Origin of the sequence: Shewanella sp. c952 (assembly GCF_019654975.1) — a bacterium.
Classification (GTDB): Bacteria; Pseudomonadota; Gammaproteobacteria; order Enterobacterales; family Shewanellaceae; genus Shewanella.
On sequence record NZ_BPEW01000027.1, the window covers coordinates 33,670 to 59,157 of the forward strand.

At 44.1% G+C, this 25,488-nt stretch carries 21 protein-coding genes and 1 rRNA gene; 6 read left to right on the forward strand and 16 right to left on the reverse strand.

Translation table 11 applies throughout. The features are described from left to right. Nucleotides 1-124 precede the first annotated feature (124 nt). Entirely contained in the window at nucleotides 125-466 is a 342-nt protein-coding gene (locus K5R16_RS16330; protein ID WP_220738619.1) for a hypothetical protein, read from the forward strand. 8 nt (nucleotides 467-474) lie between these two features. After that, nucleotides 475-660 (forward strand): DUF2970 domain-containing protein, encoded by a 186-nt coding sequence (locus K5R16_RS16335; RefSeq protein WP_220738621.1) that lies wholly within the window; start codon nucleotides 475-477, stop codon nucleotides 658-660. Nucleotides 661-691: 31 nt separating this feature from the next. Here K5R16_RS16335 and K5R16_RS16340 read toward each other — a convergent pair whose 3' ends face one another. The 9 genes from K5R16_RS16340 to K5R16_RS16380 all read right to left on the reverse strand — a co-directional run bounded on the left by K5R16_RS16340 (nucleotide 692) and on the right by K5R16_RS16380 (nucleotide 9,814). After that, nucleotides 692-1,531, reverse strand: a complete 840-nt coding sequence (locus tag K5R16_RS16340) for a Dam family site-specific DNA-(adenine-N6)-methyltransferase (RefSeq protein ID WP_220738623.1) — start codon at nucleotides 1,529-1,531, stop codon at nucleotides 692-694. A gap of 52 nt (nucleotides 1,532-1,583) precedes the next feature. Further along, nucleotides 1,584-3,005 carry an AAA family ATPase gene (locus K5R16_RS16345; protein WP_220738625.1) on the reverse strand — a complete coding sequence of 474 codons (1,422 nt, stop codon included), beginning with the start codon at nucleotides 3,003-3,005 and terminating at the stop codon, nucleotides 1,584-1,586. 148 nt (nucleotides 3,006-3,153) lie between these two features. After that, on the reverse strand, nucleotides 3,154-4,233 hold the full coding sequence (aroB, locus tag K5R16_RS16350) for a 3-dehydroquinate synthase (protein WP_220738627.1): 1,080 nt from the start codon (nucleotides 4,231-4,233) through the stop codon (nucleotides 3,154-3,156). Between the two features lie 3 nt (nucleotides 4,234-4,236). Continuing rightward, a complete protein-coding gene (gene aroK, locus K5R16_RS16355; RefSeq protein WP_044555803.1) occupies nucleotides 4,237-4,752 on the reverse strand; it encodes a shikimate kinase AroK in 516 nt (171 codons plus the stop codon). Nucleotides 4,753-4,967: 215 nt separating this feature from the next. Next, nucleotides 4,968-6,971, reverse strand: coding sequence for a type IV pilus secretin PilQ (locus tag K5R16_RS16360; protein ID WP_374758401.1), 2,004 nt, complete (start codon nucleotides 6,969-6,971; stop codon nucleotides 4,968-4,970). Nucleotides 6,972-7,039: 68 nt separating this feature from the next. Then, nucleotides 7,040-7,555: a pilus assembly protein PilP gene (locus K5R16_RS16365; protein ID WP_220738659.1), complete on the reverse strand. Its 516-nt coding sequence runs from the start codon at nucleotides 7,553-7,555 to the stop codon at nucleotides 7,040-7,042. Continuing rightward, nucleotides 7,555-8,169, reverse strand: a complete 615-nt coding sequence (locus tag K5R16_RS16370) for a type 4a pilus biogenesis protein PilO (RefSeq protein ID WP_220738631.1) — start codon at nucleotides 8,167-8,169, stop codon at nucleotides 7,555-7,557. Before K5R16_RS16370 ends, K5R16_RS16365 begins: the two co-directional genes overlap by 1 nt. Further along, entirely contained in the window at nucleotides 8,166-8,747 is a 582-nt protein-coding gene (locus K5R16_RS16375; RefSeq protein ID WP_220738633.1) for a PilN domain-containing protein, read from the reverse strand. Before K5R16_RS16375 ends, K5R16_RS16370 begins: the two co-directional genes overlap by 4 nt. Further along, nucleotides 8,735-9,814 (reverse strand): pilus assembly protein PilM, encoded by a 1,080-nt coding sequence (locus K5R16_RS16380; protein ID WP_220738635.1) that lies wholly within the window; start codon nucleotides 9,812-9,814, stop codon nucleotides 8,735-8,737. The genes K5R16_RS16375 and K5R16_RS16380 overlap by 13 nt, the downstream gene beginning before the upstream one ends. A gap of 560 nt (nucleotides 9,815-10,374) precedes the next feature. On the opposite strand from K5R16_RS16380, the gene K5R16_RS16385 reads away from it, so the two are divergent. After that, nucleotides 10,375-12,924: a penicillin-binding protein 1A gene (locus K5R16_RS16385; protein ID WP_220738637.1), complete on the forward strand. Its 2,550-nt coding sequence runs from the start codon at nucleotides 10,375-10,377 to the stop codon at nucleotides 12,922-12,924. 66 nt (nucleotides 12,925-12,990) lie between these two features. On the opposite strand, the gene argH is transcribed toward K5R16_RS16385, so the two are convergent. The 5 genes from argH to argC all read right to left on the reverse strand — a co-directional run bounded on the left by argH (nucleotide 12,991) and on the right by argC (nucleotide 18,465). Beyond that, the gene (gene argH / locus K5R16_RS16390; protein WP_220738639.1) at nucleotides 12,991-14,361 is read right to left on the reverse strand and encodes an argininosuccinate lyase; all 1,371 of its coding nucleotides are present in this window, start codon (nucleotides 14,359-14,361) and stop codon (nucleotides 12,991-12,993) included. A gap of 78 nt (nucleotides 14,362-14,439) precedes the next feature. After that, complete coding sequence (locus K5R16_RS16395; protein ID WP_220738641.1) at nucleotides 14,440-15,669, reverse strand: argininosuccinate synthase; 1,230 nt, start codon at nucleotides 15,667-15,669, stop codon at nucleotides 14,440-14,442. A gap of 56 nt (nucleotides 15,670-15,725) precedes the next feature. After that, the gene (locus K5R16_RS16400) at nucleotides 15,726-16,634 is read right to left on the reverse strand and encodes an ornithine carbamoyltransferase (protein WP_220738643.1); all 909 of its coding nucleotides are present in this window, start codon (nucleotides 16,632-16,634) and stop codon (nucleotides 15,726-15,728) included. Nucleotides 16,635-16,645: 11 nt separating this feature from the next. Continuing rightward, nucleotides 16,646-17,458, reverse strand: coding sequence for an acetylglutamate kinase (gene argB / locus K5R16_RS16405; RefSeq protein WP_220738645.1), 813 nt, complete (start codon nucleotides 17,456-17,458; stop codon nucleotides 16,646-16,648). 17 nt (nucleotides 17,459-17,475) lie between these two features. Further along, nucleotides 17,476-18,465 (reverse strand): N-acetyl-gamma-glutamyl-phosphate reductase, encoded by a 990-nt coding sequence (gene argC / locus K5R16_RS16410; protein WP_220738647.1) that lies wholly within the window; start codon nucleotides 18,463-18,465, stop codon nucleotides 17,476-17,478. Nucleotides 18,466-18,740: 275 nt separating this feature from the next. Here argC and argE point away from each other — a divergent pair, with 275 nt between their 5' ends. From argE to K5R16_RS16425, 3 genes are all read left to right on the forward strand, one after another. After that, complete coding sequence (gene argE / locus K5R16_RS16415; RefSeq protein ID WP_220738649.1) at nucleotides 18,741-19,892, forward strand: acetylornithine deacetylase; 1,152 nt, start codon at nucleotides 18,741-18,743, stop codon at nucleotides 19,890-19,892. A gap of 167 nt (nucleotides 19,893-20,059) precedes the next feature. Then, the gene (gene ppc / locus K5R16_RS16420; protein WP_220738651.1) at nucleotides 20,060-22,696 is read left to right on the forward strand and encodes a phosphoenolpyruvate carboxylase; all 2,637 of its coding nucleotides are present in this window, start codon (nucleotides 20,060-20,062) and stop codon (nucleotides 22,694-22,696) included. Continuing rightward, complete coding sequence (locus tag K5R16_RS16425) at nucleotides 22,696-23,238, forward strand: DUF1439 domain-containing protein (protein WP_220738653.1); 543 nt, start codon at nucleotides 22,696-22,698, stop codon at nucleotides 23,236-23,238. Before ppc ends, K5R16_RS16425 begins: the two co-directional genes overlap by 1 nt. 69 nt (nucleotides 23,239-23,307) lie before the next feature. On the opposite strand, the gene K5R16_RS16430 is transcribed toward K5R16_RS16425, so the two are convergent. Both K5R16_RS16430 and rrf read right to left on the reverse strand, forming a co-directional pair. After that, on the reverse strand, nucleotides 23,308-24,582 hold the full coding sequence (locus K5R16_RS16430) for a CinA family nicotinamide mononucleotide deamidase-related protein (protein ID WP_220738655.1): 1,275 nt from the start codon (nucleotides 24,580-24,582) through the stop codon (nucleotides 23,308-23,310). A gap of 598 nt (nucleotides 24,583-25,180) precedes the next feature. Further along, nucleotides 25,181-25,296, reverse strand: a 5S ribosomal RNA gene (gene rrf / locus K5R16_RS16435). Nucleotides 25,297-25,488 lie beyond the last annotated feature (192 nt).

Genomic DNA, 25,488 nt, shown 5'->3' on the forward strand with positions numbered 1-25,488 from the left:
TAGCTAAATTGGTAGGCTAAAATTTTTCATTGCAACAGTAAAAATGAATTTAAGTGTAAAAAATGTTTAAAATATGACCTTGTTTGCTATAATGTTGCGACTGCATGATAAATAGGAGGACGACATGAAAGGATTATTCAAGAAAACAGCGACTTTTAGAGCTGCTGCTACTCTTGCTGTCGTGACTGCAGCTTTAGGAACGATTAGCTTAACATCTCAATCAACTGAAACGGCCTCTAGTGCTGCTTGCGTCTGCGATACAGCAAACAGCAGTTATAACCCTGGCCTACCTGCAAGTCACCCAAGCAACCGCTGCGCTTCTCAGTCACACGACTTGAGCTGGAAGAGCTGGTTAACAGGTAAAAGCCAAACTAATCAGTTACATTTCATCGATCTTTTTGAGCTGTTATATGGCCATCAGAGTTCGCCAATCACTAGCGATAATTCTCCGATGAAGGGCGAATAACAACTCTTATGCTATATCGATGGTGGCAAGTACTCTTAAGTACCCTAGCTGCCTTTATTGGTGTGCAAACAGAGCAAAATCGGCTTAGAGACTTTCAAACTTCTTCTCCAATTCCCTACATAGTGATGGGTATTTTGCTCGCAGTGGTATTTGTATTAGGACTGATTTTTATTGTTAATCAGGTACTCGCCTAGACGTTAACGATTTAGTCTAGCAGACCCAAAATCAATCATTTTCACTATGATATGAATCATCATATAGCGCCATCAATTCATCGACCTTCTTGCGACTACTGCCCTTTTGGCTAATATTGCGCTGCACTTGAATAGAGTCAAATGTCGCGCCATGGTAAAGCTCTCTGGTCAGTGGGATATCATGATTACTGATCAAAACAGGAATACCACGTTCAATAGCAGTGTGGCGTGATTTTCTTGCCAGTAGTGCCTGATCGTCCAATGAGAAGCCAGCACCTACATAGGTGGTAAAGCTCGCCGTTGATGACAATGGTGCGTAAGGCGGATCGCAATAAACTACATCACCATCTTTAGTCATATCGATTGCCTGTTCGTAACCAATACAACGAAATTCGGCACGCTGCGCCTTTTCCGAAAAAGCACGGATTTCATTTTCTGGGAAGTAGGGTTTTTTATAGGAGCCAAAAGGTACGTTAAAGCCACCTTTACGGTTATAACGACACAAGCCATTAAAGCCATGACGGTTCATATAGAGAAAGTACACCGAACGCTTAAAGGGATCTTTCGTCTCATTAAAGCTGCTACGAACTTTATAGTAAGCATCTTTTTGATTCATCTCAGGGACGAACAATGCTTTAGCGGCTTTGATGTACTTTTCAGGTTCTGACTGCACTATCTTATACAAGTTAATCAGGTCTTGATTAATATCGCACAGCAGATAACGCTCAAAGTCAGTATTAAGAAAAACAGAACCCGCGCCTACAAATGGTTCAACGAGTCTATCGCCTTGAGGGAGGTGCTCTTTTAGAGCTTCAATCAGTTTAAATTTTCCGCCAGCCCACTTTAAGAAGGCCCTTTGTTTTTTAATCATTTAAATTGATTGAATACTAAGAAAAAGAGAGCTGATGATTGTACTCTGTTTATTAATTAATTTCACGAGTTGGAACACTATCTTGTAACTCATATTCAGTAAGATCTTGCCATTTTCGGATCCAAGGAGCAGAAATATTGCTGTTTGCCGTTAATTTCAACGATTGCTCTCTCGCTTGCTTTACCGTGGCGAACTCACCCAGCAGCACCACCCAACGGCTCTTATATCTAGCAACCTTAATCCCGTCCTGCTGTGCTACATTTTCTAACGTTCTCACTAAAGAGTCTAAGCGCTTTACACTGGCTAACTGCAATGTGTAACCCTGCCGGGGTCTTTGCAGCACCTTAACGCTATCAACAACATCCTTCTTCAAGTCCTTTGCCGCTGGAGTTTCAATTTCTTTGATTGAGAAGGTTTCAATATTTTGACTGGTAACAGAGTCAATAATCTCAGCCGCGTTATCAGCAGCCTCCACTGTAGGTTCATCGACATCGACCGCATCGGCATGAAGATCTTTGGTGGCTTGTTCAGCCGCTAGATCGCTAATAAGTGCTTCATCATTTTCGAATTCGTCATCTATCTGACGATGTTTTCCTAGCACGGTAAAATGTTCAGCTAGCAATTGCTCACCATAGTCGGCTAAAAAAGACGAAGTCAAAACGGGTTTACCCGCAAACACCACCTTCGTTGTTGGTTCGACTTCCGGCTCTGTCCTCATAAATAACCAGATAAGAAAAAACATAGCTAATGCAATAGCCACCGCTATCAGAGGACGTTTAAACTTGGATGAAGACTGCGCGTCCTCAGCATCCCCGTTTAATGCAAGTTCAAGTAGCAGAACAACTTCTTTCGGGGTGCCAGCTTGCATCTCTAATCTATTTTTGACGATATCTCTAGGAGTAAACGGCTGCGCTTCGCTGCGACTCAATAGCGTATAGTACAGACCTTCTCTTTCGACACTATCTATTGGCTCGATATCTAATGGTAATAACAGTTGCCTCTGATCCACTGGGAGTTGTTGCAAAACATCATTGAGAAACTCAACCGGCGAAGTCATCGTCACATTGACAGTCTTGCCCGCAAATGACATTTGGCTCAACACAATACACTCAGCCCAGATCTCAAGCGGTATGTAATGCGCATCATCCAATACGATACAACTCGCAGAAGGTAGTGCAGAGCTAGCCCTTAGCATTGTTTCAGGCAAGGGTAACTCATCATCAAATACTGGATCGGCTAACAATTGAACCAGTATCTTTCGACGAATTTCAGCACTGTCGCAATATTCAGGGCAAATAACCAGAGCGGAACTAAATTCTTCTAACTCAGTTAATAACGCAGTAACAAGCGTTGTTTTACCCGCTCCCTCTTCACCCGTTAATACAATGAGCTGCTGACCATAGAGACTAATATGCTGTAAGCGGTTTAAAAGAGCTTCTTGGCTAGGCAGTAATGTAGAACCCGTTAAAGACATTTAAGCTAATACTCCCACACTTGAATGCATAGAGCATGGCTGATAATGACACAGCAGAAATTGCCTATGCTGGATAAACATAGGGGCTTTAGCCATTAAAGAATTTGTAAAACTGAATTTAGCTTTCACCGAATACCTGCAGCATAGTTTATGCGCAGTCGATAACCTCTTGAAGTTGCTCATCAGTGACATTGCTGTAGATCCCCGCCTGACCTAAGCCTTCGGGTAATACTAAACGTAACTGTCCTTTAAGCACTTTTTTATCGCGGCGCATATGTTTAATGAACTGTTCAAAATTCATCGTTTCGGGTGCTGAAGTTGGTAGGTCGAATGCAGCGAATAACGCTGTAATACGACAAACAATTGACTCTTCAACTAGCCCAAGCTTGTTTGAGGTAATTGCAGCAAGGACTGTGCCAGCAGAAACAGCTTCGCCATGCAACCAAACGCCATAACCCATCTCAGCTTCAATGGCATGCCCAAAAGTATGCCCCAGGTTTAGCAGCGCTCTGACCGCTTGCTCTGTTTCATCCTTCTCGACGACATCTGCTTTAATTTCACAACAACGACCAATAGCATATTCAAGAGCTTGAATATCAAGCGCCTTTAATGCTTCAACATTGTCTTCCAACCAGCTGAAAAACTCTGCATCCCACATAATGCCGTATTTGATCACTTCTGCCATACCAGCAGCAAACTCTCTTTTAGGCAAAGTGCTTAAACAATCAGTATCTATCAGAACATATTTCGGCTGATAAAACGCGCCGATCATATTCTTACCCAGAGGGTGATTGACTGCCGTTTTGCCACCGACGGAGGAGTCAACTTGAGAGAGCAGCGTAGTCGGGAACTGAATAAAATCGATACCGCGTTGGTAACTCGCTGCAGCAAAGCCAGTCATGTCACCAATAACACCACCGCCCAACGCAATCAGTACCGTGTCGCGGCCCAAATTTTGTTGCAGCAAAGAGGTGAAAATTGAATCCATCTGGCTCAGCGTTTTGTATTGCTCGCCATCAGGTAAAATCACGGGTGTCACGCAGCTGAAATCGGACAGCATGGCTTGTACTTTTTCAAGATACAGTGGCGCTATCGTTTCATTGGTGACAATGAGGATATTCTTATTTTTAAGATAGCGAGCCAAAGGCTCGCCATTACTTAACAATTTCTGGCCAATTACGATTGGGTAACTACGTTCACCGAGTTCAACCAGAACTTGTTTAGTCATATCTTAAAAACCTAATTGCTCAATTATTTGGTTTGCAACAACTTTAGCGCTTTGCTCATCGGTTTTAACGATAACATCAGCGATCTCTTCGTAAAGAGGGTTGCGAACCTCTGCTAGGTTTTCTAGCACTTCTCTTGGATCATCTACTTGAAGTAGTGGACGTCGCTTATCTCTCTGCGTACGCGCTACTTGCTTGTCGATTGTGGTCTCTAGGTAGACAACAATCCCACGAGCAGAAAGGTTATTACGGATCTCTTTGCTCTGAATTGAACCACCACCAGTTGCTAACACGATACCTTGCTTTTCGGTTAAATCAGCAACAACTTGTGTCTCGCGAACGCGGAAACCTTCTTCGCCTTCGACATCAAAAACCCACGCAATGTCAGCGCCTGTACGGCTTTCAATTTCTTGATCTGAATCGTGGAACTCTAAGTGCAGCATCTGTGCCAGATGACGGCCTATAGTGCTTTTACCAGCCCCCATAGGGCCTACTAGGAAAATATTACGTTTTTCGGCCATTGGTATATATGTCTGAATCTTATTTGAAGTTTGCCTACGCCAACTCGAAAACGATGAGTTGACCTTAAATGTTACCTTGCTCTATTGAGACTTGACCGCTGATTATCTCAGCTAACCGCTATTGATGGCAAGCGAAGTAGCACATTTCTATCAAAAATCTATTTCACATTGCTAAAAGCCAGCGCTAAGCGCTGGCTTTTATTTACTTATTACGGTTAAAGCGCTTCGGAAACTATTTTAGGAGTGACAAAGATAAGCAGCTCTTGTCGCTCATTCTTATCTGATGTACTTCTAAACATAAATCCAAGGTAGGGAATATCACCTAAAAGCGGAACTTTACTTACACGACTAATTAATTGCTGCTGGTAAATACCACCCAATACGATGGTTTCACCATGATCCACCAGCACTTGAGTACCAATACGTTGGGTATCAATAGAGACTGCCTCACCCGTTGGCGTGGCAACCACTTTACCCTGTGAATCTTGAGTAATTTCTAAATCAAGAATAACTCGGTTATCAGGCGTTATTTGTGGGGTCACCCGTAGTGATAATACCGCTTTCTTAAATGTGACTGTCGTAGCACCACTTGAACTGGCCTCGACATAAGGGATCTCGACACCCTGTTCGATATAAGCCGCTTTTTGATTCGACGTCATGATACGCGGGCTGGCAATAATCTCACCTTTGTTTTCTTGCTCAAGCGCACTTAATTCAAGATCCAGCACAGTGCCATCAGCAAGCTTAGCAACAGAAAAAGCAATACTGGTTGCATTAACATGCGCTGCCGGCAAGTTAACGTTTAGCCTATCGCTAAGGCTAGGCAAAATACCAGCAGCAATATCATTAGCGCCTTCTAAACTGCCTGAAGTACCTTTGGTTCCTTGCTGGTCTGTTACCCCCCAACGCACACCGAGGTCTTCCGCTACGTCATCTTTAACCGTGACCATACGAGCTTCAATGAGTACCTGCTTAATTGGAATATCGAGCACCTCGATTAAACGATAGATGCTCTCAAGTGTTTCTTCAGTATCTTTGACCAACAGAGTATTGGTTCGTTCGTCGACAGCAACACTACCGCGACTCGACAATAAGCTAGAGTCCTCACCCTTTAGCAGAATGGCAATATCAGTGGCTTTCGCATAATTGATCTGCAAATATTCCGAGTAAAGCGGTGCAAGCTCTTTCACTTCCTGGCGATTTTTAAGCTCTTGGCTCTCTCTTATGGCAATCTCTTCACTTGGAGCAATCATCAAGATGTTACCCTCAATGCGCTTATCTAAACCTTTAGTTTGTAATATAAGATCAAGCGCTTGATCCCAAGGCACATCGTCGAGCCTTAAGGTAATGTCGCCTTCAACAGTATCACTAACAACCAAGTTGAAATTGTTGTAGTCAGCAATGATCTGCAATACCGTTCTAACCGCCATATTTTGAAAATTCAGTGACAGTGAGCGGCCATCATAGGTCTTCTCTTCTTTGGCAATATCAAGACGTTCAGCCTTTTCCATGCTCAAGATAAAAACGCGACCATCTTGTTGATAGTCATATTCGTAGCTGCCGTCAATATCGATAAGAAAACGACTGGTAAGATCTTCTTTAAACGTTTCAAAGCTGTTAACTGGAGTAGCAAAGTCATGTACATCCATGACGTAAAGCAGGTCAGAACGAATATCAGTATTATACAATTTAAGCTCAAGTTTAGAGCCTACCTGCTCTACGTTTGCAGCCACAGTGCTATTGTCTAATTTAACTAACAACTGACCACCACCATTCGCAGTGCGCTTAAAATCAATACTTTCAATGCCATTTACAAACGGATTATTGCCACCAGCATTACTATTAATGACTTCGTCATTGATAGTCAGTCGATATGTATTGCCAACAATCCGGCCTTGATAGGCCTTAACGTCTTCTAAACCTACAAATACTTGAAGACTGGCACCACTTTGCACCGTACTGACAGTTTCAACACCAACCGTTTCAATCGGCAATGTTTGTTTTTCTAGCCCTGAAATACTATCCGTAAACCCCAAAATGATCTGTGCCGGATCGGCATTTAAGTCTATTTCAGGTTCTTCAATCGGCTGTTCAAAAACCAACTGCAACTCTAGCTGATGATCAACTACCGCATGATATTTAACATCGATAAGCTTATTGGCTGCATTAGCAAGCGGAGCCATCCCTAATAGGAGCGCAAGGCTAAAAGTAACCTTCATAAAAGACGCGGCCATGTTGCAGGCGCGGTGCGTGATAGACAATCTCATGATTCCCTCTGTCATCCTTATCATTCTCCTGTAAGTTCCATGCTGCTAGAGCGTTCTGTCCAGCAACCAGAACCATCTGGGATCAACTCTATAATTTCGATTGTTTGCGGCGTTACTTTGGCTATTTTGCCATGATAAAGGCCCACATATTGGCCAGTTCCTAGGCGGTAAACACTGCCGTCACTCGTCTCGAGTAGGGCCCAAATAGTATCGACTTCACTTAATGTTCCACGCATCTTTAAGTTATCGAGTGCGTAAGTTTCTAAACGACCTTTTCGACGTTTTAAATCCGGTTGCAAACAATCCTTAGTGGTATCAATTACCTCCTCTGTCAACTCTCTTGACGGCGGCATGTAAGGGCTACGCATCAGGTCTGCTTGGTAATCAAAGTGCTCGAATTTGGGTGTCGCTTTAAGTGGCTTGATATGTGCTATATGTTGCGCTTTAGTTGTAGTGACAAATAGCTCAAGATCACTACGATCTCCAACACAACCGGTGAGCATAATAGCGAGGATTATGACAGAACAAGCTCTCATCATTTTGATGTCCCCTTTTCCGCTGGCAGCTCCGCACCCTCTTTAAAACGATAAGTCTTCGCAAGAATATCCATAGCGAGACCGCCACTGTCATCTCGATTAATCACAAAATCATGCAGGCTTACAATTCGAGGTAACTTTGCAACCCCACTGACAAGGTGTCCAAGTTGATGATAATCACCACTTACAGCAATTTTTATCGGAAATTCGATGTAAAACTCCCTGACTATTTCAGAGTCCCAATCTAGGCTATTGATTTTAAGGCCTGCATCGGTAGCCACAAATGTGATGTCATCGAGTAAGCCTGGCATCTCATTTTGAGAGGGTAACATTTTTAACAGTTCAGCAAACTGCACTTCCATTACCGCCAGCTGCTCACGATACAATTTCAGATTAGCGGCGAGTTGGTATTTTGACTTGAAGTCACTCTTTAACTGTTGCTCTTTTTGCTGCTCAGCATTGAGCGCATCAATCGCATCAGAGACAAACAGAAAATAACTACCAACGAATACACAAATGGCAAGCAGCGCTGCAAACACCACTTTGACCAATTTTGGCCAAGCACCTATGTTTTCAAAATCGATATCGTTAAATTGACTCAGATCGAGATTCATTTACTCGCCCCTTTAACCGCGCTCAAATCCGCGCTATCGCCATCGGTAATAGTGACCCTTAGCGTGAATCGTTGTAACTGCCTCAGCTCTTCGTTCTGCGCTACAATCGATTGCATATTGGGATCTTGTAGCCAATCAGATGTCTTAACTTTACGCATCATATTAGCGACATTATTATTTGATTCACTGCGACCTTCTATCCACAACATACTGCCTTTCTTTTCAATACTGGAAAGATAGATCCCTGCGGGTACGATTCGTACCAATTCATCTAGAACATGTGTCGGCAGATTTCTAGATTGCTGTAGCCCTAAAATAATCTCGGTACGGCGTTCAATATCTTTTTTGCGGGTTCTAATTTTGGTGATTTCTGCAATTTGTGCTTCAAGTAATTGAATTTCTGATTGTAAGTAGGCATTGCGGCTCTTTTGATCATCAGAAACAACATCTATTGCCATCAAAGAGAGATAAACAGCGAGACCTGAAACTAAGAAAACCAGTGCGAGTACACCGGTGTAGTCTCTTTTTTGCTTTTCGCGCGCTTCTTCGCGCCAAGGTAAGAGGTTTATGTTCGCCATTCAGCATAACTCCTTAGTGCTAATCCACATGCCAACATATATTTACCAATGTCAGGTTGGAGCTGTTGCTTAACGGCATCATCGGCGTGTAAGCAACCTTTAAACGGATCACCTATCACAGTATTCACACCCAATTCGTTAATCATCAGGTTTGTCATACCTTCAAGCTTGGCAGTTCCACCACACAATACGATATGGTCAACTCTGTCTTTGCCGCTAGAGGTACAATAGATTTGTAACGTGCGCTTTATCTGCTGAAGCAACTGAGTTTGAAAAGGCGATAACACTTCAAACATATAATTACGTGGCAAATCACCCGCAAGCTTAGCTTGTTCAGCTTGCTCATAAGTCATGCCATAAAAAGAGAGTATCGACTGAGTGAATTGCTCGCCGCCGAATGCCTGCTCTCGAACAAAAGTTGTTTCAGCATTTTCTACAATAGAAAAAGTCGTTATATTTGCACCAATATCGACGAGAGCAACCACTTTATTCTGCGCATCTTTTGGTAATTGCGCCGATATCATTTCAAAGGCTCGGCCTAACGCATAACCTTCAACATCGACAACTTTGACTTCAAGGTTTATTTCCTCAAGAGCATCTGTTCGGCTATCAATATTTTCAGAGCGACAAGCACTAAGTAGTACATCGACTTTACTTGGGTCCGTTTTATTGGCACTAAGCGTTTCAAAATCGATATTAACTTCGTCTAGGGAATAAGGAATAAGGTTATCAGCTTCGATTTCTATTTGAGCTTCCATCTCTTCTTCACTCAAAGAGGAATCCATATAGATAACTTTGGTCATAACAGCAGAACCAGATACGGCAACCGCTGCGAATTTTGTAGTTTTAGGAAGTGAGCGCTTAACCTGCTTCAGGGCCTCAGAAACGGCTTCCGTATCACGAATTTCATGATCGTTTACCGCCCCCTTTTTAAGCGGGATAGCAGCATGACTTAGTATTTTATATCCATCAGCAGTCTTACTCAGCAGAATAGCTTTGACTTCATGGGAACCAATATCAATCCCAACCATCTGCGGAGCCTGACGCTTCCATATATTTGAAAGCATAGTCCAACGTCACTTTATTATTATTTTCAAAAATAGATTAGCATACTAATCTACGCGTTATAGTTATTTGTACAAAATGTTTCTGGATTTTACAATTGCCATTTTATTGACTTTAAATAACTACTTATATCGCCCTATACTGTGTCAGACTAAAAACCTATATCATTTTTACTATCCACACTGATTTATAACAATACACAGACATAAATACTACCAACAGTTAAAATTTCAGTTTTTATAACTAACGTCACAGTTCTGACGGAGGTTGATTTTCAGCCGTATTTATTTTCAATAAGATCGCATTAAGCATAATTTAGCGTTGTAATTTCTATTTCACTCCTAGCGTGCATCGCTTTGTAATCAGTTACACCTTAAATACTCTCGTTTTCATAACTAAGTTTTGATAAGCAGAACGCACGTCTATTTACGCTTTTCTAGGTAATTTTGCAGCCAATCAAGCTAATTTGGTTAATCTAAACATTAATCCTTAGGCTTTTACTTCACCATTTCTTCAACGGCTTATATACTACTGGTCTTATTTACATTCATGGAATCTTCCTTTGAAGTGGTTAAAACGTTTAGTTATTGCTTTCTTTAGCCTTGGGCTACTTGGCATTGGTGCTATTGTGGCAGCATATTTTTACGTGCTTCCTGAGCTACCCGATGTCACTACGCTTAAGACGGTAAAACTGCAAACACCACTGAGAATTTATAGTAGTGACGGTAAACTGATCTCCCAATTTGGTGAGAAGCGTCGAATTCCAGTCCAATATGAAGATGTACCCGAACAACTCATCAATGCGGTACTCGATACCGAAGATGCGCGCTTTTTCGAGCACAAAGGTATCGACCCTATCGGTATTATCCGCGCAGCCGTTATTTTGGTTACGACAGGCAAAAAGAGTCAGGGCGCAAGTACCATCACCCAGCAAGTTGCCCGAGGTTTCTTTTTAACCCGAGACAAAACCTATATCCGTAAGACAAAAGAGATCTTTCTCGCCTTAAAAATTGAGAAAGCTCTCAATAAAGAGGAGATCTTAACTCTTTACCTTAACCGTTCTTTCCTTGGCAACCGTGCTTACGGTGTTGGCGCAGCGGCTCAAGTTTATTACGGTAAAGAGCTAAACGAACTGTCTCTTCCTGAAATGGCTATGATTGCAGGCTTACCGCAATCGCCCTCTGCGGCGAACCCCATTAGAAACTCAACCCGTGCCCTTAATCGTCGAAACTGGGTACTGAGCCGTATGCTTGAAAAACGCAACATCACTCAAGCGCAATATGATGAAGCCATTCAAGCACCGATTACTGCAAAGTACCATGGTGCTGTCATCGATTTATATGCCCCGTATATTTCTGAGATGGCACGCGATTACTTAGTTGAAAAGTACGGTGAAGAGCAAGCATATACTGGCGGCTACGACATCTACACTACCGTAGACTCTAAACTACAAATGGATGCGCAAAAAGCGTTACGCCATAACGTTTACGCTTATGACGAACGCCATGGCTACCGTGGACGCACCAAGGTACTTTGGACCGATGTTCAGCCTGATAGTGAAGATATCAAAGCCAAATTAAAGCAAACGGGTTCATTTCAAGGAATGCATCCGGCGGCAGTGCTTAGCGTTGAAGAGCAAACAGCCAAGGTGATGACTGCTAAAGGCGATATATACGAACTTCCTTGGGATGGCATTAAGTGGGCACGTAAATTCATCACTAATAAGCGACAGGGTAAAGCGCCTAAACTGGCTACTGAGGTATTAACTGCTGGCCAGCAAGTTTGGATCCGTAATAATGGCGAGATCTGGCAACTTAGCCAAGTTCCTTTGGTTGCCAGTGCGATTGTGTCGATAGATCCTCAAGATGGCGCAATTAGAAACCTTGTCGGCGGCTTTAGCTTTTATACCAGCCAATATAACCGTGTAACACAGGCAAAACGTCAGCTAGGCTCTAACATCAAGCCGTTTATCTATAGCGCGGCATTAGAGAAAGGCTACACCCTATCAACGCTGATCAACAACGCCCCAATTAATAAACCTGATACACGGCAAGGCACCGCTTGGCGCCCTAAAAACTCGCCAGATATCTATGGTGGCCCAACAAGGCTGCGTGTTGGCTTAGCTCAATCAATTAACGTCATGTCGGTTCGTGCCATGCGTTATAGCGGATTAGATGCAACCATCGCCCAACTAGTTAAGTTTGGCTTCGATCCAGCAGACCTACCTCGTAATGAATCTATCGCGCTGGGCTCACCATCGGTCACCCCATTGCAAGTGGTCACCGCCTTTTCAACCTTCGCTAACGGTGGCTACTTGGTCGAACCCTACTTTATCGAAAGAGTCGAGTCAGCCAATGGCGATCTAATTGAAACAGCCAATCCAACACTTGCTTGCACACCTACCGAACCGGAGCAGCCGTTAGTCGATGACCCTTTTGCGGCTATGGCTAACGAGTTACAAAGTGATGCAACAGCAGCGATAGATGTCACGGTATCGACCGCAGAACAATGTGGCAATGAGGATTCACGTTTTGCGCCGAAAATTATTTCAGAGCAAACCGCATTCCTTATTACCGAGTCACTCAAAAGTGTTATTTGGGGGGGTGGCGATTGGAGTAAAGGTACCGGTTGGAATGGTACTGCATGGCGCGCAGCACGAGTAGTAAAACGCCGTGATATTGCCGGTAAAACCGGTACCACTAACGAATCTCGTGATACTTGGTTCAGTGGCTTTAACCCTAAACTTGCCACTACAGTTTGGGTTGGTTTCGATGACCATGGCCAAGAGCTCGGCCGCACTAGCTGGAATGCTAACGGCGCCAAAGATCAGATATCACTTGCTGAAGCTGGCGCAAAAACAGCAGGACCTGCTTGGAATGAGTTTATGAAGGATGCACTGGAAGGCACGCCAGTAGAACCGACCAAAACACCTGAGGGAATAGTATCTGCACGTATCGATTTAGCCACCGGCAAGTTGAGCCGTAAAACGGACTATACCACTCGATTTGAGTACTTCATTGCGGGTACTGAGCCGACAGAATATGCGACTGAGCAAGAGGAAGACAACAGCGATATCTTTATCGATAAGTCTGAAGAAGATCTGTTTCAGTAATCAAGTCAATTAAAAAGGCGGCTATTTCTTTAGGAAATAGCCGCCTTTTTGTTATATCACAATCAATTAGTTATTGGCTTGTTTTCCCGCTAGTGCGGATTTAACTTGTGGTAACGATGTACCACCTAATGCTTCACGTTTAGCCAAGCAAGACTCAATAGTAAGACACTCATACACATCCGCTTCAATCATTGCGCTAAAGCTCTGCAGCTCTTCTAAAGGCAAATCTTCCAGTGGTGTTTGTTTCGCAATAGCGACAACAACGGCCTCTCCTACTACATGATGCGCTTCTCTAAACGGCATACCTTTAGCCACTAAGTAGTCAGCCAATTCAGTTGAGTTAGCATAGCCTTGCTGCGCAGCGCTTAATGTTCTTTCACGATTAACCTGCAAACCACTTAGCACTAATGCAGCCATTTCTAGACAGATAGCCCAGCTATCCATGACATCGAACAGCCCCTCTTTATCCTCTTGCATATCTTTATTGTAAGCCAGAGGCAGTGCTTTCATTGTGGTTAGAATACCGATTAAGCTGCCATAAACCCGACCAGTCTTGCCCCTAATCAGCTCAAGTGCATCAGGATTCTTCTTTTGTGGCATCAGTGATGAACCCGATGTCACTTCATCATCTAACTCGATGAAGCCCGCTTCACCACTATTAAAGAAGATAAGATCTTCAGCCATACGGCTTAAATGCATCATGCTAATCGAAGCGTCACTACAGATCTCAACCACATGATCTCTGTCTGATACGGTATCTAAGCTGTTAAGCGTTGGCGATGCGAAGCCGAGCGAATGTGCAAGTTTTACTCTGTCCATTGGATAAGCGGTACCCGCTAGCGCACCGGTCCCTAAAGGACAAGTATCTGCACGTTTCAAGGCATCCTCTAAACGGCTGATATCACGTTCAAACATCTCCACATATGCAAGACACCAATGGCCGAATAAAACCGGCTGCGCTCTTTGCAAATGAGTATAACCAGGCATAACAGCATCGATTTCGCGCTCAGCAAGCTCGATAAGTGCAGCTCTTAGTTTAGCCAATAGTTCGAGTTGCTCTTGCCCCTCTTTTTTACACCAAAGTTTAAGATCGGTCGCCACCTGATCGTTACGCGAACGACCGGTATGTAGTTTCTTACCTAAATCACCCACTTTAGCGATAAGAGATTGCTCAACAAAGCTATGAATATCTTCTGCACCTGAAGCGATAATCAACTCTGGGTTTTCTGCGGTTTCCGCTAACAGCTCGTTTAACGCAGCATGTAATTGGGTACACTCGTCAGTGGTTAATACCCCAACTTGAGTAATAGCAGTTGCCCACGCAATCGAGCCGACAATATCTTGCTCAATGAGTCGGTAATCTACAGGCAATGAGTCGTTAAAAAGTTTGAACAGTGCGCTGCTCTCTTGGCTAAATCTGCCGCCCCATAATGCCATGCTGGCTTCCTCTTAAATGCTGGGCGGACTAGTCGTCCGCCGTATAAATACTGAAATTAATGAGCTACTTTATTAACGTTACTTGTTGTGACCGTGTAATGCTCTGATGCGACTAGAAAGCGAATACAAACGGATAAAGCCTTCTGCATCTTTCTGGTTATAAACATCATCAGCGCCGAAAGTGGCAAACTCTTCAGAATATAAGCTGTTAGGTGAACGTTTTTTCACCGCGTTCGCTTGGCCTTTATAAAGCTTAATGACGACTTCACCATTAACCAGATCAGCAAGTGGTTTTGAAGCGCCTAGTAGTGACTCACAAAGCGGCGTGAACCAACGGCCATCATAAACAAGGTGTGCCATTTGAGCGCCAACTTGCTCACGCCAATCTCGGCTAGTTTTATCAAGTACCAACTCTTCAATTGCCCGCAGTGCAGCAAACATCACAGTGCCACCAGGGGTCTCGTAGCAGCCACGCGACTTCATGCCTACCAGTCTGTTTTCAGTGATATCAATTCTGCCGACGCCATGTGCGCCAGCAATCTCATTGAGTAACATCAGCGCCTTGTATGGCGATAGCGCTTCACCATTTACTTTGGTGATCTTGCCTTGCTCTAGCTCTAGTGCCACGTACTCAGGTGCATTCGGCGCATCTTCTGGTGCAACGGTCATGGTCCACACGCCTTGAGTCGGCTCGTTCCATGGATCTTCTAGCTCACCACCTTCATGGGAGATATGCCAAGCATTGGCATCACGGCTATAAATCTTAGTTGCTGAAGCGGTAGTTTCAATATTACGCACAGCAAGGTAATCAAGCAGATCTTCACGGCTGACCATTTCCCATTCACGCCAAGGTGCTATCACCTTAAGATCGGGGGCTAACGCCGCAAAACAACCTTCGAAACGCACTTGGTCATTCCCTTTACCTGTACAGCCATGACACACGGCATCTGCGCCAACTTTACGGGCAACTTCTACTTGAGCTTTAGCGATTATAGGTCTCGCCATTGAGGTTCCTAGCAGGTATGTGCCCTCATATATTGCGCCAGTTGCTATCGTTGGGTAGATATAGTCAGCCACCAGCTCTTCTTTCAAGTCGACGATGTAACACTCTGATGCACCGGATGCGATAGCCTTTTCATGCAGCCCTTCTAGTTCTTCAGCACCTTGACCAACATCGGCACAAAAAGCGACGATTTCACAATCATCGTAGGTTTCTTTAAGCCAAGGGATAATGGCTGATGTATCAAGGCCGCCGGAGTAAGCAAGCACTACCTTTTTCACATCTGTTTTCTTTAATTCTGCTGACATTTTTAATTCCTACTACATTATTTCTGGTTCAGTTCGTCTGCACGAACCAATACAAATTATTGACTAAATAGAGTGACAAGCACGGCGTTTTGCGCATGCATGCGATTCTCTGCTTGCTGCAGAATAAGTGAGCCTTCGCCATCTACAATCTCTGCTGTTGCTTCAACTTCTCTATAGGCTGGCAAGCAATGCATAAAGTGCTTAGCACCTGCACTTGCCATCAGTTCTGCATTGACTTGATAAGGCTTGAACTTGGCTTCAATCTCTTCCATTGATGCGCTATCACCCATCGAAATCCAGGTATCTGTATAGATAGCATCATGATCGGCTATCGCGCCGATATCGGAACTAAGTACTAATGTACCGCCATGTTTTGCTGCTAATGCTTGGGCTTCACACACAACGTTACCATCAGGGAAATGACCAGGAGGGCACAACACGGTGAGATGTGCACCTAAAATTGCCGCGCCGAACATCAATGAGTGGGTCACGTTATTGCCATCGCCCACGTAGGCAAGCTTTACCTTACTCACGTCATCATACTGCTCAGACAGAGTTAAGAAATCAGCTAAGCCCTGACAAGGATGATAAAGATCAGACAATGCATTTATCACAGGTACTGAGCCATGCTCTGCTAACTGCTCAATGGTTGAATGCAAGAAAGTCCGCGCTACGATGGCATCAGCCCAACAAGAGATATTGGCGGCAAAATCAGATACAGGTTCACGCTTGCCTAATGCCCCATTTTGCTGATCAAGATATAAACAGTGTCCACCCAACTTATTGATACCAATATCAAAGCTAACACGAGTTCTTAGTGAAGGCTTTTCAAATAGCATCACTACACTTTTACCATCGAGTGCTTTTCTGTAATCCGCCGGATTTGCTTTGATATTTTTTGCTAGCGCTAGCAAGTCTAAAAGCTGCTGTTGCGATAGATCTTTAATTGATAATAGATGCTTCATGAAACCGCTCCCTAAGGTTGAATCTGAGTACCAACGGCTTCACCGTTGCTTAATGCAATAAGTTGTTCAGCATGGCGCCAAGATGCGATTTGAACGGCTTGCCCCATCGATTCCGCAACTTCAAGAGCAGCTTCGACCTTAACTTTCATGCCTTTTTCAATCACACCAATCTTAGTCAATTCGTTAATTTCGGCACGATTCAAGCTGCTGATCAGTTGTCCTTTACCATCCAGCACACCTGAAACATCAGACAACAACACAAGATTACCGCCAACAAGCTTTGCAAGTGCGGTAGCGGCTTGATCCGCATTAACATTCAGCATTTCGCCTTGGATACTGATGGCTATGGAGCTCACAATAGGCATCCAACCTTTAGCTAATACAAACTCTAGGTAACTGGCATCATTTGGCTCAACCTCTCCCACAAATCCAAGCTGAGGGTCTTTAATGTTTGCTGTCATCATATCGGCATCAGCAAGACTCATACCTAAACAGGTGATACCGGCTTTGATTGCAGCAGCCTGCAGAATTTTATTCGAGGTACCAGCGAGTGCGCCGACGATGACAGGTACCTGCTCTGCTGGTGTCACTCTTAGCCCATCTAGTTTCTGCGTGACCATGTTATTTGCTTTTAGCTGCTCATCCACCAAACAGCCACCACCATGCACCATAATGAGTGGCTGACCATTGGCGATAATTTTTGCCGCAGTTTCCATTAAACGCGCCATGCCCATTTCACACTGTAACAGTGCTCCACCGACTTTCAGTACCATGACAGGTTTAGTATTAGACTTGGTATTCAGTTCTGTATTTAATGTTGCCATTTTAGTATCCAAAGCCGTTATTTTAACAATTCGTTAAAATGAATCTTTATGCATTGCAAGGCTTGACTCGCAGCGCCCTTCATTAAGTTGTCAATTGCGCTTGTGACCACGAGATAATTTGTTTCTGGGTCAAACTTCCAACCGATAAGACAGTTAGGGGTTTGCACCACATCATCAACTTTAGGAAATTGATTCTGTTTTACTGTTACAAGTGGCGCATTGTCATAACACTGATAAGCCGCTTCAATATCTTTAGCCGTGGTACCTTGAGCTAATTGCACCGTAATAGTGGCAAGTATGCCGCGTTTAAAATTGCCCAAATGAGGAGTAAAGATAACTTCTTGGCCTAGCTGGGTAGCAATTTCAGGTTGATGCCTATGCCCAAGTACGCCGTATGGCGTTAAGCTCACCTCACAAAAACTAGTATGCAGTTGCGCTTTTCTACCCGCCCCTGTCACACCGCTCACGGCGTTTATTACCGGCATGACATCAGTCAGCATATTAGCGAGCGGCTTAAGTGCTGTTAGTGATGCAGTTGGGTAGCAACCAGGTACCGCGATCATCTTACTGGTTGCTATTTTGTCTGCATTCCATTCCGCTAGGCCATAGACAGCATCAGCAAGCACTTGCGGATATTCATGAGTAAAACCATACCACTTAGGATATTTATCTAATGCTTCAAAGCGATAAGCGCCACTTAAGTCAAACACCGCTAGACCTTGCTGATAAAACCAAGCTGCTAGGTGTAAGCTCACTACATGGTCAGTCGCTAACACGACTGCGTCAGCCTGCTCAACAATTGCTGCTTTAGCATCATCGTTTAGTGGGCTTAAACAAAGATTAATATGGCTGTATGTAGGGTACAGCTCAGCAAGTGCTTTCCCTTTATCTAGGCTATTTTCAGAAACATAAAGGCCTTGAATGGTTAAGTCCATTTCAGCATTTATGAGAGAAGTGATCTGCGCACCGGTATAACCGCTAGCGCCAATAATGGCTATATTTTTCATAGTCTATGACTTTAAAACCTTTATCTTGAATTTAGATGACAAAACGAAAAAAAGAATGGGCACAACTTAAGCCCTGGCTGAACACCATTAAAGACAAGTTTATCGTCGCAGGAATTGGGTAGGATTGACCTTAATATTTAATAATTGAACTAGGTTAAACATATATACTCTCATTTAAAGGCCATCAAAATATGGTACTTATCTTAGCTGTTTGATAGACTAACACACAAAATTAATTATGCAATATATTTGAATATATATTTAGGTGTTTTTTAATGACTACACTACCGACTTTAAAAAGCAGCTTCACCCAGCTAATCGGCTCACCATCGATCAGCGCTTTAGAAGCTCAGCACGACATGAGTAATAAGGCCGTTATTGCACTACTGCATAATTGGTTTACAGATCTAGGCATGAACTGCCAAACACATGTTGTCGCGAACACCCGTGATAAACACAACTTTGTCGCCTCATATGGTAGCGGCCAAGGGGGACTGTTATTGGCAGGTCATACCGACACGGTGCCATTTGATGAGGGGCGTTGGAGTCAAGACCCTTTTCAACTGGTTGAGAAAAATGACCGCTGGTATGGTTTAGGCACCTGTGACATGAAAGGTTTTTTTGCTTTAGTGCTAGAAGCATTAAAAGAGCTGCCAATGGACAAGTTCAAGCGACCTTTGCATATATTGGCCAGCGCAGATGAAGAAACCACCATGAATGGTGCAAAAGCATTTGCTGCTGCCAAATCAATCAGCCCTGATTACGCCATTATTGGTGAGCCCACCAGCCTAAAGCCCGTTTATATGCATAAAGGACATTTTACTCAAGGCATAAGGGTAACAGGTCGAAGTGGTCACTCGTCAGATCCCGCTAAAGGGCTCAATGCCATTGAGATAATGCATATAGTCACCAGTCAGCTGCTTAAGCTTAAGCAGCATTTAGCCGAAAACTACCGTGAAGATGCTTTTAGTGTGCCATACCCTACCATGAACTTTGGCCATATCCACGGTGGCGATGCGGCTAATAGGATATGTGGTTGCTGCGATCTACATATCGACCTTAGGCCAATCCCAGGTCTAGGCCTAGAAGAGTTAGAGCTGATGGTGGCAAATTACCTAGAACCGGTTTCTAGCCAATATCCCGGCTGTATCAGTGTCGCACCTTTGTACCCAGGCTCGGAGCCCTTTGCCGATGATAAAGACAGTAGTTGGAGCAGGTTAGTGGCACAGCTTTCACAGAGTGAACCACAAGTGGTCAACTACGCCACTGAAGCTCCCTATATTAGTCAGCTAGGTTGTCAAACATTGGTGCTGGGGCCTGGAAGCATTGAACAAGCTCACCAACCCGATGAGTTTCTCGATCTGCACTACCTAGACAAAACAAAGAAGCTATTAAAAGAACTGATTTATCATGCTTGTATAAAATAATTCACCTTGTCAGATTAGATATTCAGTGCAAAGTCATTCTAAGCGCCATAATTAGTATGGTTAAAGTGAGGTAGAGCACATTCAGACACGGTAATCCGAACTAGATCATTGCCTAGAGTGCTGTCGCTAGGTATTGTGATCGATTAGCTTACAGATATGGAGCACGTATGGTTGATATGTATGCGTCGTTAAGGTCAAACGTTGGCACCTTAGGACAGATTTTAGGTGACACAATTCGTACCGATCTCGATGACACTTTTTTAGATAAAATCGAGCAGATCCGCCACCTCTCAAAAAGTTCACGCCAAGGCAACGATGCTGCCCGCGAAGAGATGCTGACTCTGCTATCGGCATTAAGCGATGATGAACTCGTGCCATTTGCCAAAGCCTTTAACCAGTTCCTAAACTTGGCAAACATTGCCGAGCAGTTCCACACAATCAGCCGCAATTGCGATGAGCTTGTATGTGTACCCGATCCAGTAGAGCAGCTTTTGGGCAGAATGCTCGGCGGTAATATCGATCAAGAAAAAATGCTTGAGTGTTTAAAGAGCCTCGATATTGACCTAGTACTCACAGCCCATCCAACAGAGATCTCAAGACGAACCTTGATTCAGAAGTATTCTGCCGTCGTCGACTCACTAGCCGCACTGGAAAATCCTCAGTTAACAGAACAAGAGAAAAAGCAACATCACCTACGTTTACGCCAGCTTATCGCGCAGATTTGGCATACCAATGAGATCCGTAATGAGCGGCCGACTCCAGTAGATGAAGCCCGTTGGGGATTAAGCACCATTGAAGTGTCATTGTGGCAAGCGATTCCTGACTTCTTGCGTCAACTCAACCAGCAAGTAGAAGAGCGTACCAATACTCAACTGCCCATTGATATCGCTCCAGTAAGATTCTCTAGCTGGATGGGCGGCGATCGCGACGGCAACCCTTTTGTGACTTCAGTCGTCACTCAAGAGGTGCTCGACCGTAATCGCCACTCCGCAGCCAGACTCTATCTTAAAGACGTTGTTCTTCTCGTTAACGACCTGTCTATGGAAAGCGCGAATGATGAGCTACTTGCCTATACCAACAACAGCAACGAGCCTTATCGTGATGTACTAAGAGACCTACGCGGCAAACTAAGAAATACCATCGATTACCTCAATGCCAGACTTGAAGGCCATAAGCCTGAGGTAGATTTAGCTGACATTATTTGGGATGAAAGAGATCTCAAAGAGCCGCTAATGATGCTCTATAGAAGCTTAAGTGATTGTGGCATGAGCCTTATTGCCAATGGTCTATTACTTGATATGCTGCGCCGAATAGCCTGTTTTGGTATCCATATGCTTAGGCTTGATGTTCGCCAGGATGCTCAGCGCCACGCAGATGTTATTGCGGAGCTGACACGATACTTGGGCATGGGCGACTATGCACATTGGGGTGAAGCAGAGAAGCAATCTTTCCTACTTAGAGAACTCACCAGTAAGCGACCGCTGATCCCGTCTACATGGCAGGGCAGTGATGAGGTTGCAGAAGTGCTGAGAACTTGCCGCCTCATTGCGACTCAGCCAGCGCGAGCTATGGGTTCCTACGTTATTTCGATGGCCAGCCAGCCCTCTGATGTTTTAACAGTATTGCTGTTACTCAAAGAAACGGGCTGCCCTCATCCAATGCGAGTCGTACCACTGTTTGAAACATTGGACGATCTTAATAATGCGTCTCAGTGTATGTCGTCGCTCTTTAGTATCGATTGGTATCGTGGCTATACCAAAGGCATACAGGAGGTGATGATCGGTTATTCCGATTCAGCTAAAGATGCAGGCGTGATGGCAGCGGCTTGGGCGCAGTACAGTGCACAAGAAAAACTGGTCGCTGTCAGCCAAGATGCCGATATCAAGCTCACCCTCTTCCATGGACGTGGCGGCACAATCGGCCGAGGAGGCGGGCCAGCGCATGAAGCGATTCTATCGCAACCACCGAGATCTGTAGATGGACGCATTCGTGTTACAGAACAAGGTGAGATGATCCGCTTTAAGTTTGGTTTGCCTAAGCTCGCGGTTCAAAGTCTTGCTCTATATACCTCAGCGGTGATGGAAGCAACACTGCTGCCACCACCAGAGCCTAAACCAGAGTGGCGCAGATGCATGGAGCAACTTGCCGATGAGTCAGTACTCGCTTACCGCGCTATCGTAAGAGAAGAAGCTGATTTCGTTTCCTACTTTAGAGCAGCAACGCCAGAAGTAGAACTCGGTAAACTGCCTTTAGGTAGCCGTCCAGCAAAACGCCGTATCGATGGCGGTATTGAAAGTCTGCGTGCTATTCCATGGATCTTTGCATGGTCACAAAACCGCTTAATGTTACCTGCATGGCTCGGAGCTGGTGAAGCGCTACAAGCTGCATCTTTGAGAGGCGATCTGCCCTTACTGCAAGAGATGGAGCAAGATTGGCCGTTCTTTAAAACCCGTATATCTATGCTTGAGATGGTATACGCAAAGGCGGAGCCTAATTTAGCCAAATACTACGAAACCAGCTTAGTCCCCAAAGAACTACATCACTTAGGCGTACAACTGCGTGAGCGGCTAGCGATTGGAGTCGATGCAGTACTTGAGCTCACTCAAGCGGAAAGCTTAATGTCTCACACTCCTTGGAATAGAGAATCTGTCGAGTTGAGAAACCCCTATATTGATCCGCTTAACTTTCTGCAAGCTGAGCTATTAGCGCGTACCCGCAGAGAAGAAGAGACCTCAAAGAATGTGGAGCTTGCTTTAATGCTCACTATTGCAGGTGTGGCCGCTGGAATGAGAAACACAGGCTAATGAAGATACTTAAAATTACACTTTGTGCACTATCGCTGCTACTCACGGGCTGTGTCAGTCAGTACAGCATTACTGAGAGTGAGCTGGAAGGCTACTTAAGTGATGAAATGCACTTTGAGATCAACCAAGGTAACCAGATCTTTGGTATTGAACTCAAAGTGAATGACATTGATGTTACTTTAGGTGCTAAGCCAAATACCATGTCCGTTATGGCGTCGACTCTTGTAAAGGTGCGTAATCCGATGCTGCCTATTAGTGCCGATTTGACTGCAGAGTTCGAAGCCGAGCCTTGGTATGATGCCAGTAATCAAAGTGTCTATCTGCGTAACCTTAATCTGGTAAAAGTAGAGTCTAAGCCAAAAGATATCGAGAAAGCGATTGGCTCTATTGCACCGCAGCTTATGGGATTTCTAACACAGTTCCTAGAAACTCAACCTGTGTATGTGCTTGATACAAAGGAATCCAATCAAGCGTTAATAGCAGAAATGACCAAGCGCATTGAAGTGAAGCCAGGAAAATTGGTTTTAGTATTTGACGAGTAAAGCTGAGCTAAACCGCTAAACATAAGGCAGTAATGATAAATTCATTACTGCCTTTTTTATTGAAGGTCGTTATTTTGAGAAGCGTTTAATCGATCCATAATCAACTATAACGGCTTCATCGAGTAGTTCTCGGCGCAGCATATCAAATGCTACCGCTGTACTTAAGCTACGCACTAAATCCCGAGAGCGTCGTGGCAATTTAATCATCTGGCTATAAACCCCGCTCTTAGTTGCTAATGCTATGGCGACAGTGCCTACAGGTTTATCCTCGGTACCGCCAGTAGGGCCAGCAATACCACTTGTCGCTAATGCATAATCACTATCTAAAATAGCTCTAGCGCCTGATGCCATCTCCTCGACAGTCGCTATAGATACCGCACCATGATCATCTAAGGTTTCCGGTTTTACCCCCAACAATTTAACCTTTGATTCATTACTGTAAGTAACCAGTCCTTGATCTAAGTAAGCTGAGCTTCCAGCATGTGAAATCAACTGACTTGCAATCATGCCGCCCGTACAGGACTCTGCAGCACTAAGGGTCTTCCCTGAATCAATCAACAAAGCATGGATCTCTTCAGCTAGGCTCTTTTTATTATTTGCTACTATCGCTGTACCTAATAGGAAACGGATCTGTGCTTCAATCTTATCCATCTCACTGATTGCTGCTTTACCACGTGCAAATAACTTAATTTCGATATGTGGCATAGAGCTTCGGTAGCCAATGGTGATCCCCTCAGGCAATACAATGGTTTCTAATGCATCTGCGAGAGACGACTCACCTTGCCCTAAGGTCAGATATTTACGCAGTGCAACATCACCCGCTATTTCAAACCTTTCATTAATAAAAGGAATAAACTGCTCTTTCACCATTTGTTTAAACTCAAAAGGAACACCTGGAGTAAAAAACAACCATGCTCGATTAAGCTTTACAGCAAACCCACAGGCTGTGCCTACAGAGTTATCTATCATGATGGCTGATTCAGGTATTAATGCTTGTTTAAGATTACTCTCAGCCATCACTCTACCGTTACGAGTAAACCAATCATCTAAGCGATCACGCCAGATTTTACTCTCCACCAAAGGCTCACCTTTAGCTAATGCCATCGCTTCCGAGGATAGATCATCACTAGTAGGCCCTAAACCACCGTTAACAACAATGACATCTGCCTCGGTGCTACGCTCTTTAAAAACAGCGACAAGATCTTCAAGCCTATCACCAACTGTAATTCTTCGTTGGCACTCTACTCCATGCTCCATTAGCGCATTAGCAAACCACGCAGCATTTGTATCAACTATCTGACCCGCTAATACTTCTTCACCTGTACAAATCATTTCTAGCTTCATTGGACAATCCCTAGCGATTAATTGCAGTTAAATTAGGAGAGCTAAGCGCTAATAGCAATAACCAATTACCATTATGTTTTCAATTCATGTGAAGTAGTGTTTACGCATAATCGATATGCTTAAATTAAAAGTGCCAAAAGTAGCCCAAATAACCTTATATCTAACAGGTAAAGAGAGGTAAAAGCAGAAAAATAGGCAAGTAAAGAAGCAGTTAAGCTACAGGCGTATAAAACCACTACGTCATAGCTGGCTTAGAGACTAAATAGGCGCCTGGAAATCGCCTACTCTTTATTATCCTCTAAGTGGACACGTGTGCATATTGGCCGCACAGCTATCATTGTCGCGCTAAAGACTATCGTCAAATGATTAACTGGCTCAAATCGCAAGCGTAAAAAAGCCCATTGCGTTAGCAACTGGCTTTCTCGTATTAGGCGCCTGGAAATCACCTACTCTTTATTATCCTCGAAGTGGACACATGGGCATATCGGCCACACCGCTATCAGTATCATGCAGAGCTCTACCTTCAAGTTATTAACCCGCTCAAATTACAGACGTAAAAAAGCCCGTTGCGTTAGCAACGGGCTTTCTCGTATTAGGCGCCTGGAAATGACCTACTCTCACATGGGGAAACCCCACACTACCATCGGCGATACTGTGTTTCACTTCTGAGTTCGGAATGGGATCAGGTGGGACCACAGCTCTATGGTTTCCAGACAAATTTGGCATTACTTTCAGCTTTTAAAAAGCTAAAGGTAAAAAGTTTGAAAAGCTGTTACTCACTATCGCAAGTAAATATAAATTATTGAGTTAAACACACATTAAGTGCTTCTAATCTTAGTCGTAGAACCTATTAGTCTACTCATAAAACCCATCAGGGTTGTATGGTTAAGCCTCACGAGTCATTAG

What these genes read in the sequence shown, in the direction of transcription:
- argH (WP_220738639.1), bottom strand. Translation starts at nt 14,361, where the DNA reads ATGGCATTATGGGGCGGCAGATTTAGCCAAGAGAGCAGCGCACTGTTC.
- K5R16_RS16340 (WP_220738623.1), bottom strand. Translation starts at nt 1,531, where the DNA reads ATGATTAAAAAACAAAGGGCCTTCTTAAAGTGGGCTGGCGGAAAATTT.
- K5R16_RS16425 (WP_220738653.1), top strand. Translation starts at nt 22,696, where the DNA reads ATGAAGATACTTAAAATTACACTTTGTGCACTATCGCTGCTACTCACG.
- K5R16_RS16380 (WP_220738635.1), bottom strand. Translation starts at nt 9,814, where the DNA reads ATGCTTTCAAATATATGGAAGCGTCAGGCTCCGCAGATGGTTGGGATT.
- ppc (WP_220738651.1), top strand. Translation starts at nt 20,060, where the DNA reads ATGGTTGATATGTATGCGTCGTTAAGGTCAAACGTTGGCACCTTAGGA.
- argE (WP_220738649.1), top strand. Translation starts at nt 18,741, where the DNA reads ATGACTACACTACCGACTTTAAAAAGCAGCTTCACCCAGCTAATCGGC.
- K5R16_RS16400 (WP_220738643.1), bottom strand. Translation starts at nt 16,634, where the DNA reads ATGAAGCATCTATTATCAATTAAAGATCTATCGCAACAGCAGCTTTTA.
- K5R16_RS16375 (WP_220738633.1), bottom strand. Translation starts at nt 8,747, where the DNA reads ATGGCGAACATAAACCTCTTACCTTGGCGCGAAGAAGCGCGCGAAAAG.
- K5R16_RS16360 (WP_374758401.1), bottom strand. Translation starts at nt 6,971, where the DNA reads ATGAAGGTTACTTTTAGCCTTGCGCTCCTATTAGGGATGGCTCCGCTT.
- argC (WP_220738647.1), bottom strand. Translation starts at nt 18,465, where the DNA reads ATGAAAAATATAGCCATTATTGGCGCTAGCGGTTATACCGGTGCGCAG.
- aroB (WP_220738627.1), bottom strand. Translation starts at nt 4,233, where the DNA reads ATGACTAAACAAGTTCTGGTTGAACTCGGTGAACGTAGTTACCCAATC.
- K5R16_RS16365 (WP_220738659.1), bottom strand. Translation starts at nt 7,555, where the DNA reads ATGAGAGCTTGTTCTGTCATAATCCTCGCTATTATGCTCACCGGTTGT.
- aroK (WP_044555803.1), bottom strand. Translation starts at nt 4,752, where the DNA reads ATGGCCGAAAAACGTAATATTTTCCTAGTAGGCCCTATGGGGGCTGGT.
- K5R16_RS16370 (WP_220738631.1), bottom strand. Translation starts at nt 8,169, where the DNA reads ATGAATCTCGATCTGAGTCAATTTAACGATATCGATTTTGAAAACATA.
- K5R16_RS16430 (WP_220738655.1), bottom strand. Translation starts at nt 24,582, where the DNA reads ATGAAGCTAGAAATGATTTGTACAGGTGAAGAAGTATTAGCGGGTCAG.
- K5R16_RS16330 (WP_220738619.1), top strand. Translation starts at nt 125, where the DNA reads ATGAAAGGATTATTCAAGAAAACAGCGACTTTTAGAGCTGCTGCTACT.
- argB (WP_220738645.1), bottom strand. Translation starts at nt 17,458, where the DNA reads ATGGCAACATTAAATACAGAACTGAATACCAAGTCTAATACTAAACCT.
- K5R16_RS16345 (WP_220738625.1), bottom strand. Translation starts at nt 3,005, where the DNA reads ATGTCTTTAACGGGTTCTACATTACTGCCTAGCCAAGAAGCTCTTTTA.
- K5R16_RS16395 (WP_220738641.1), bottom strand. Translation starts at nt 15,669, where the DNA reads ATGTCAGCAGAATTAAAGAAAACAGATGTGAAAAAGGTAGTGCTTGCT.
- K5R16_RS16335 (WP_220738621.1), top strand. Translation starts at nt 475, where the DNA reads ATGCTATATCGATGGTGGCAAGTACTCTTAAGTACCCTAGCTGCCTTT.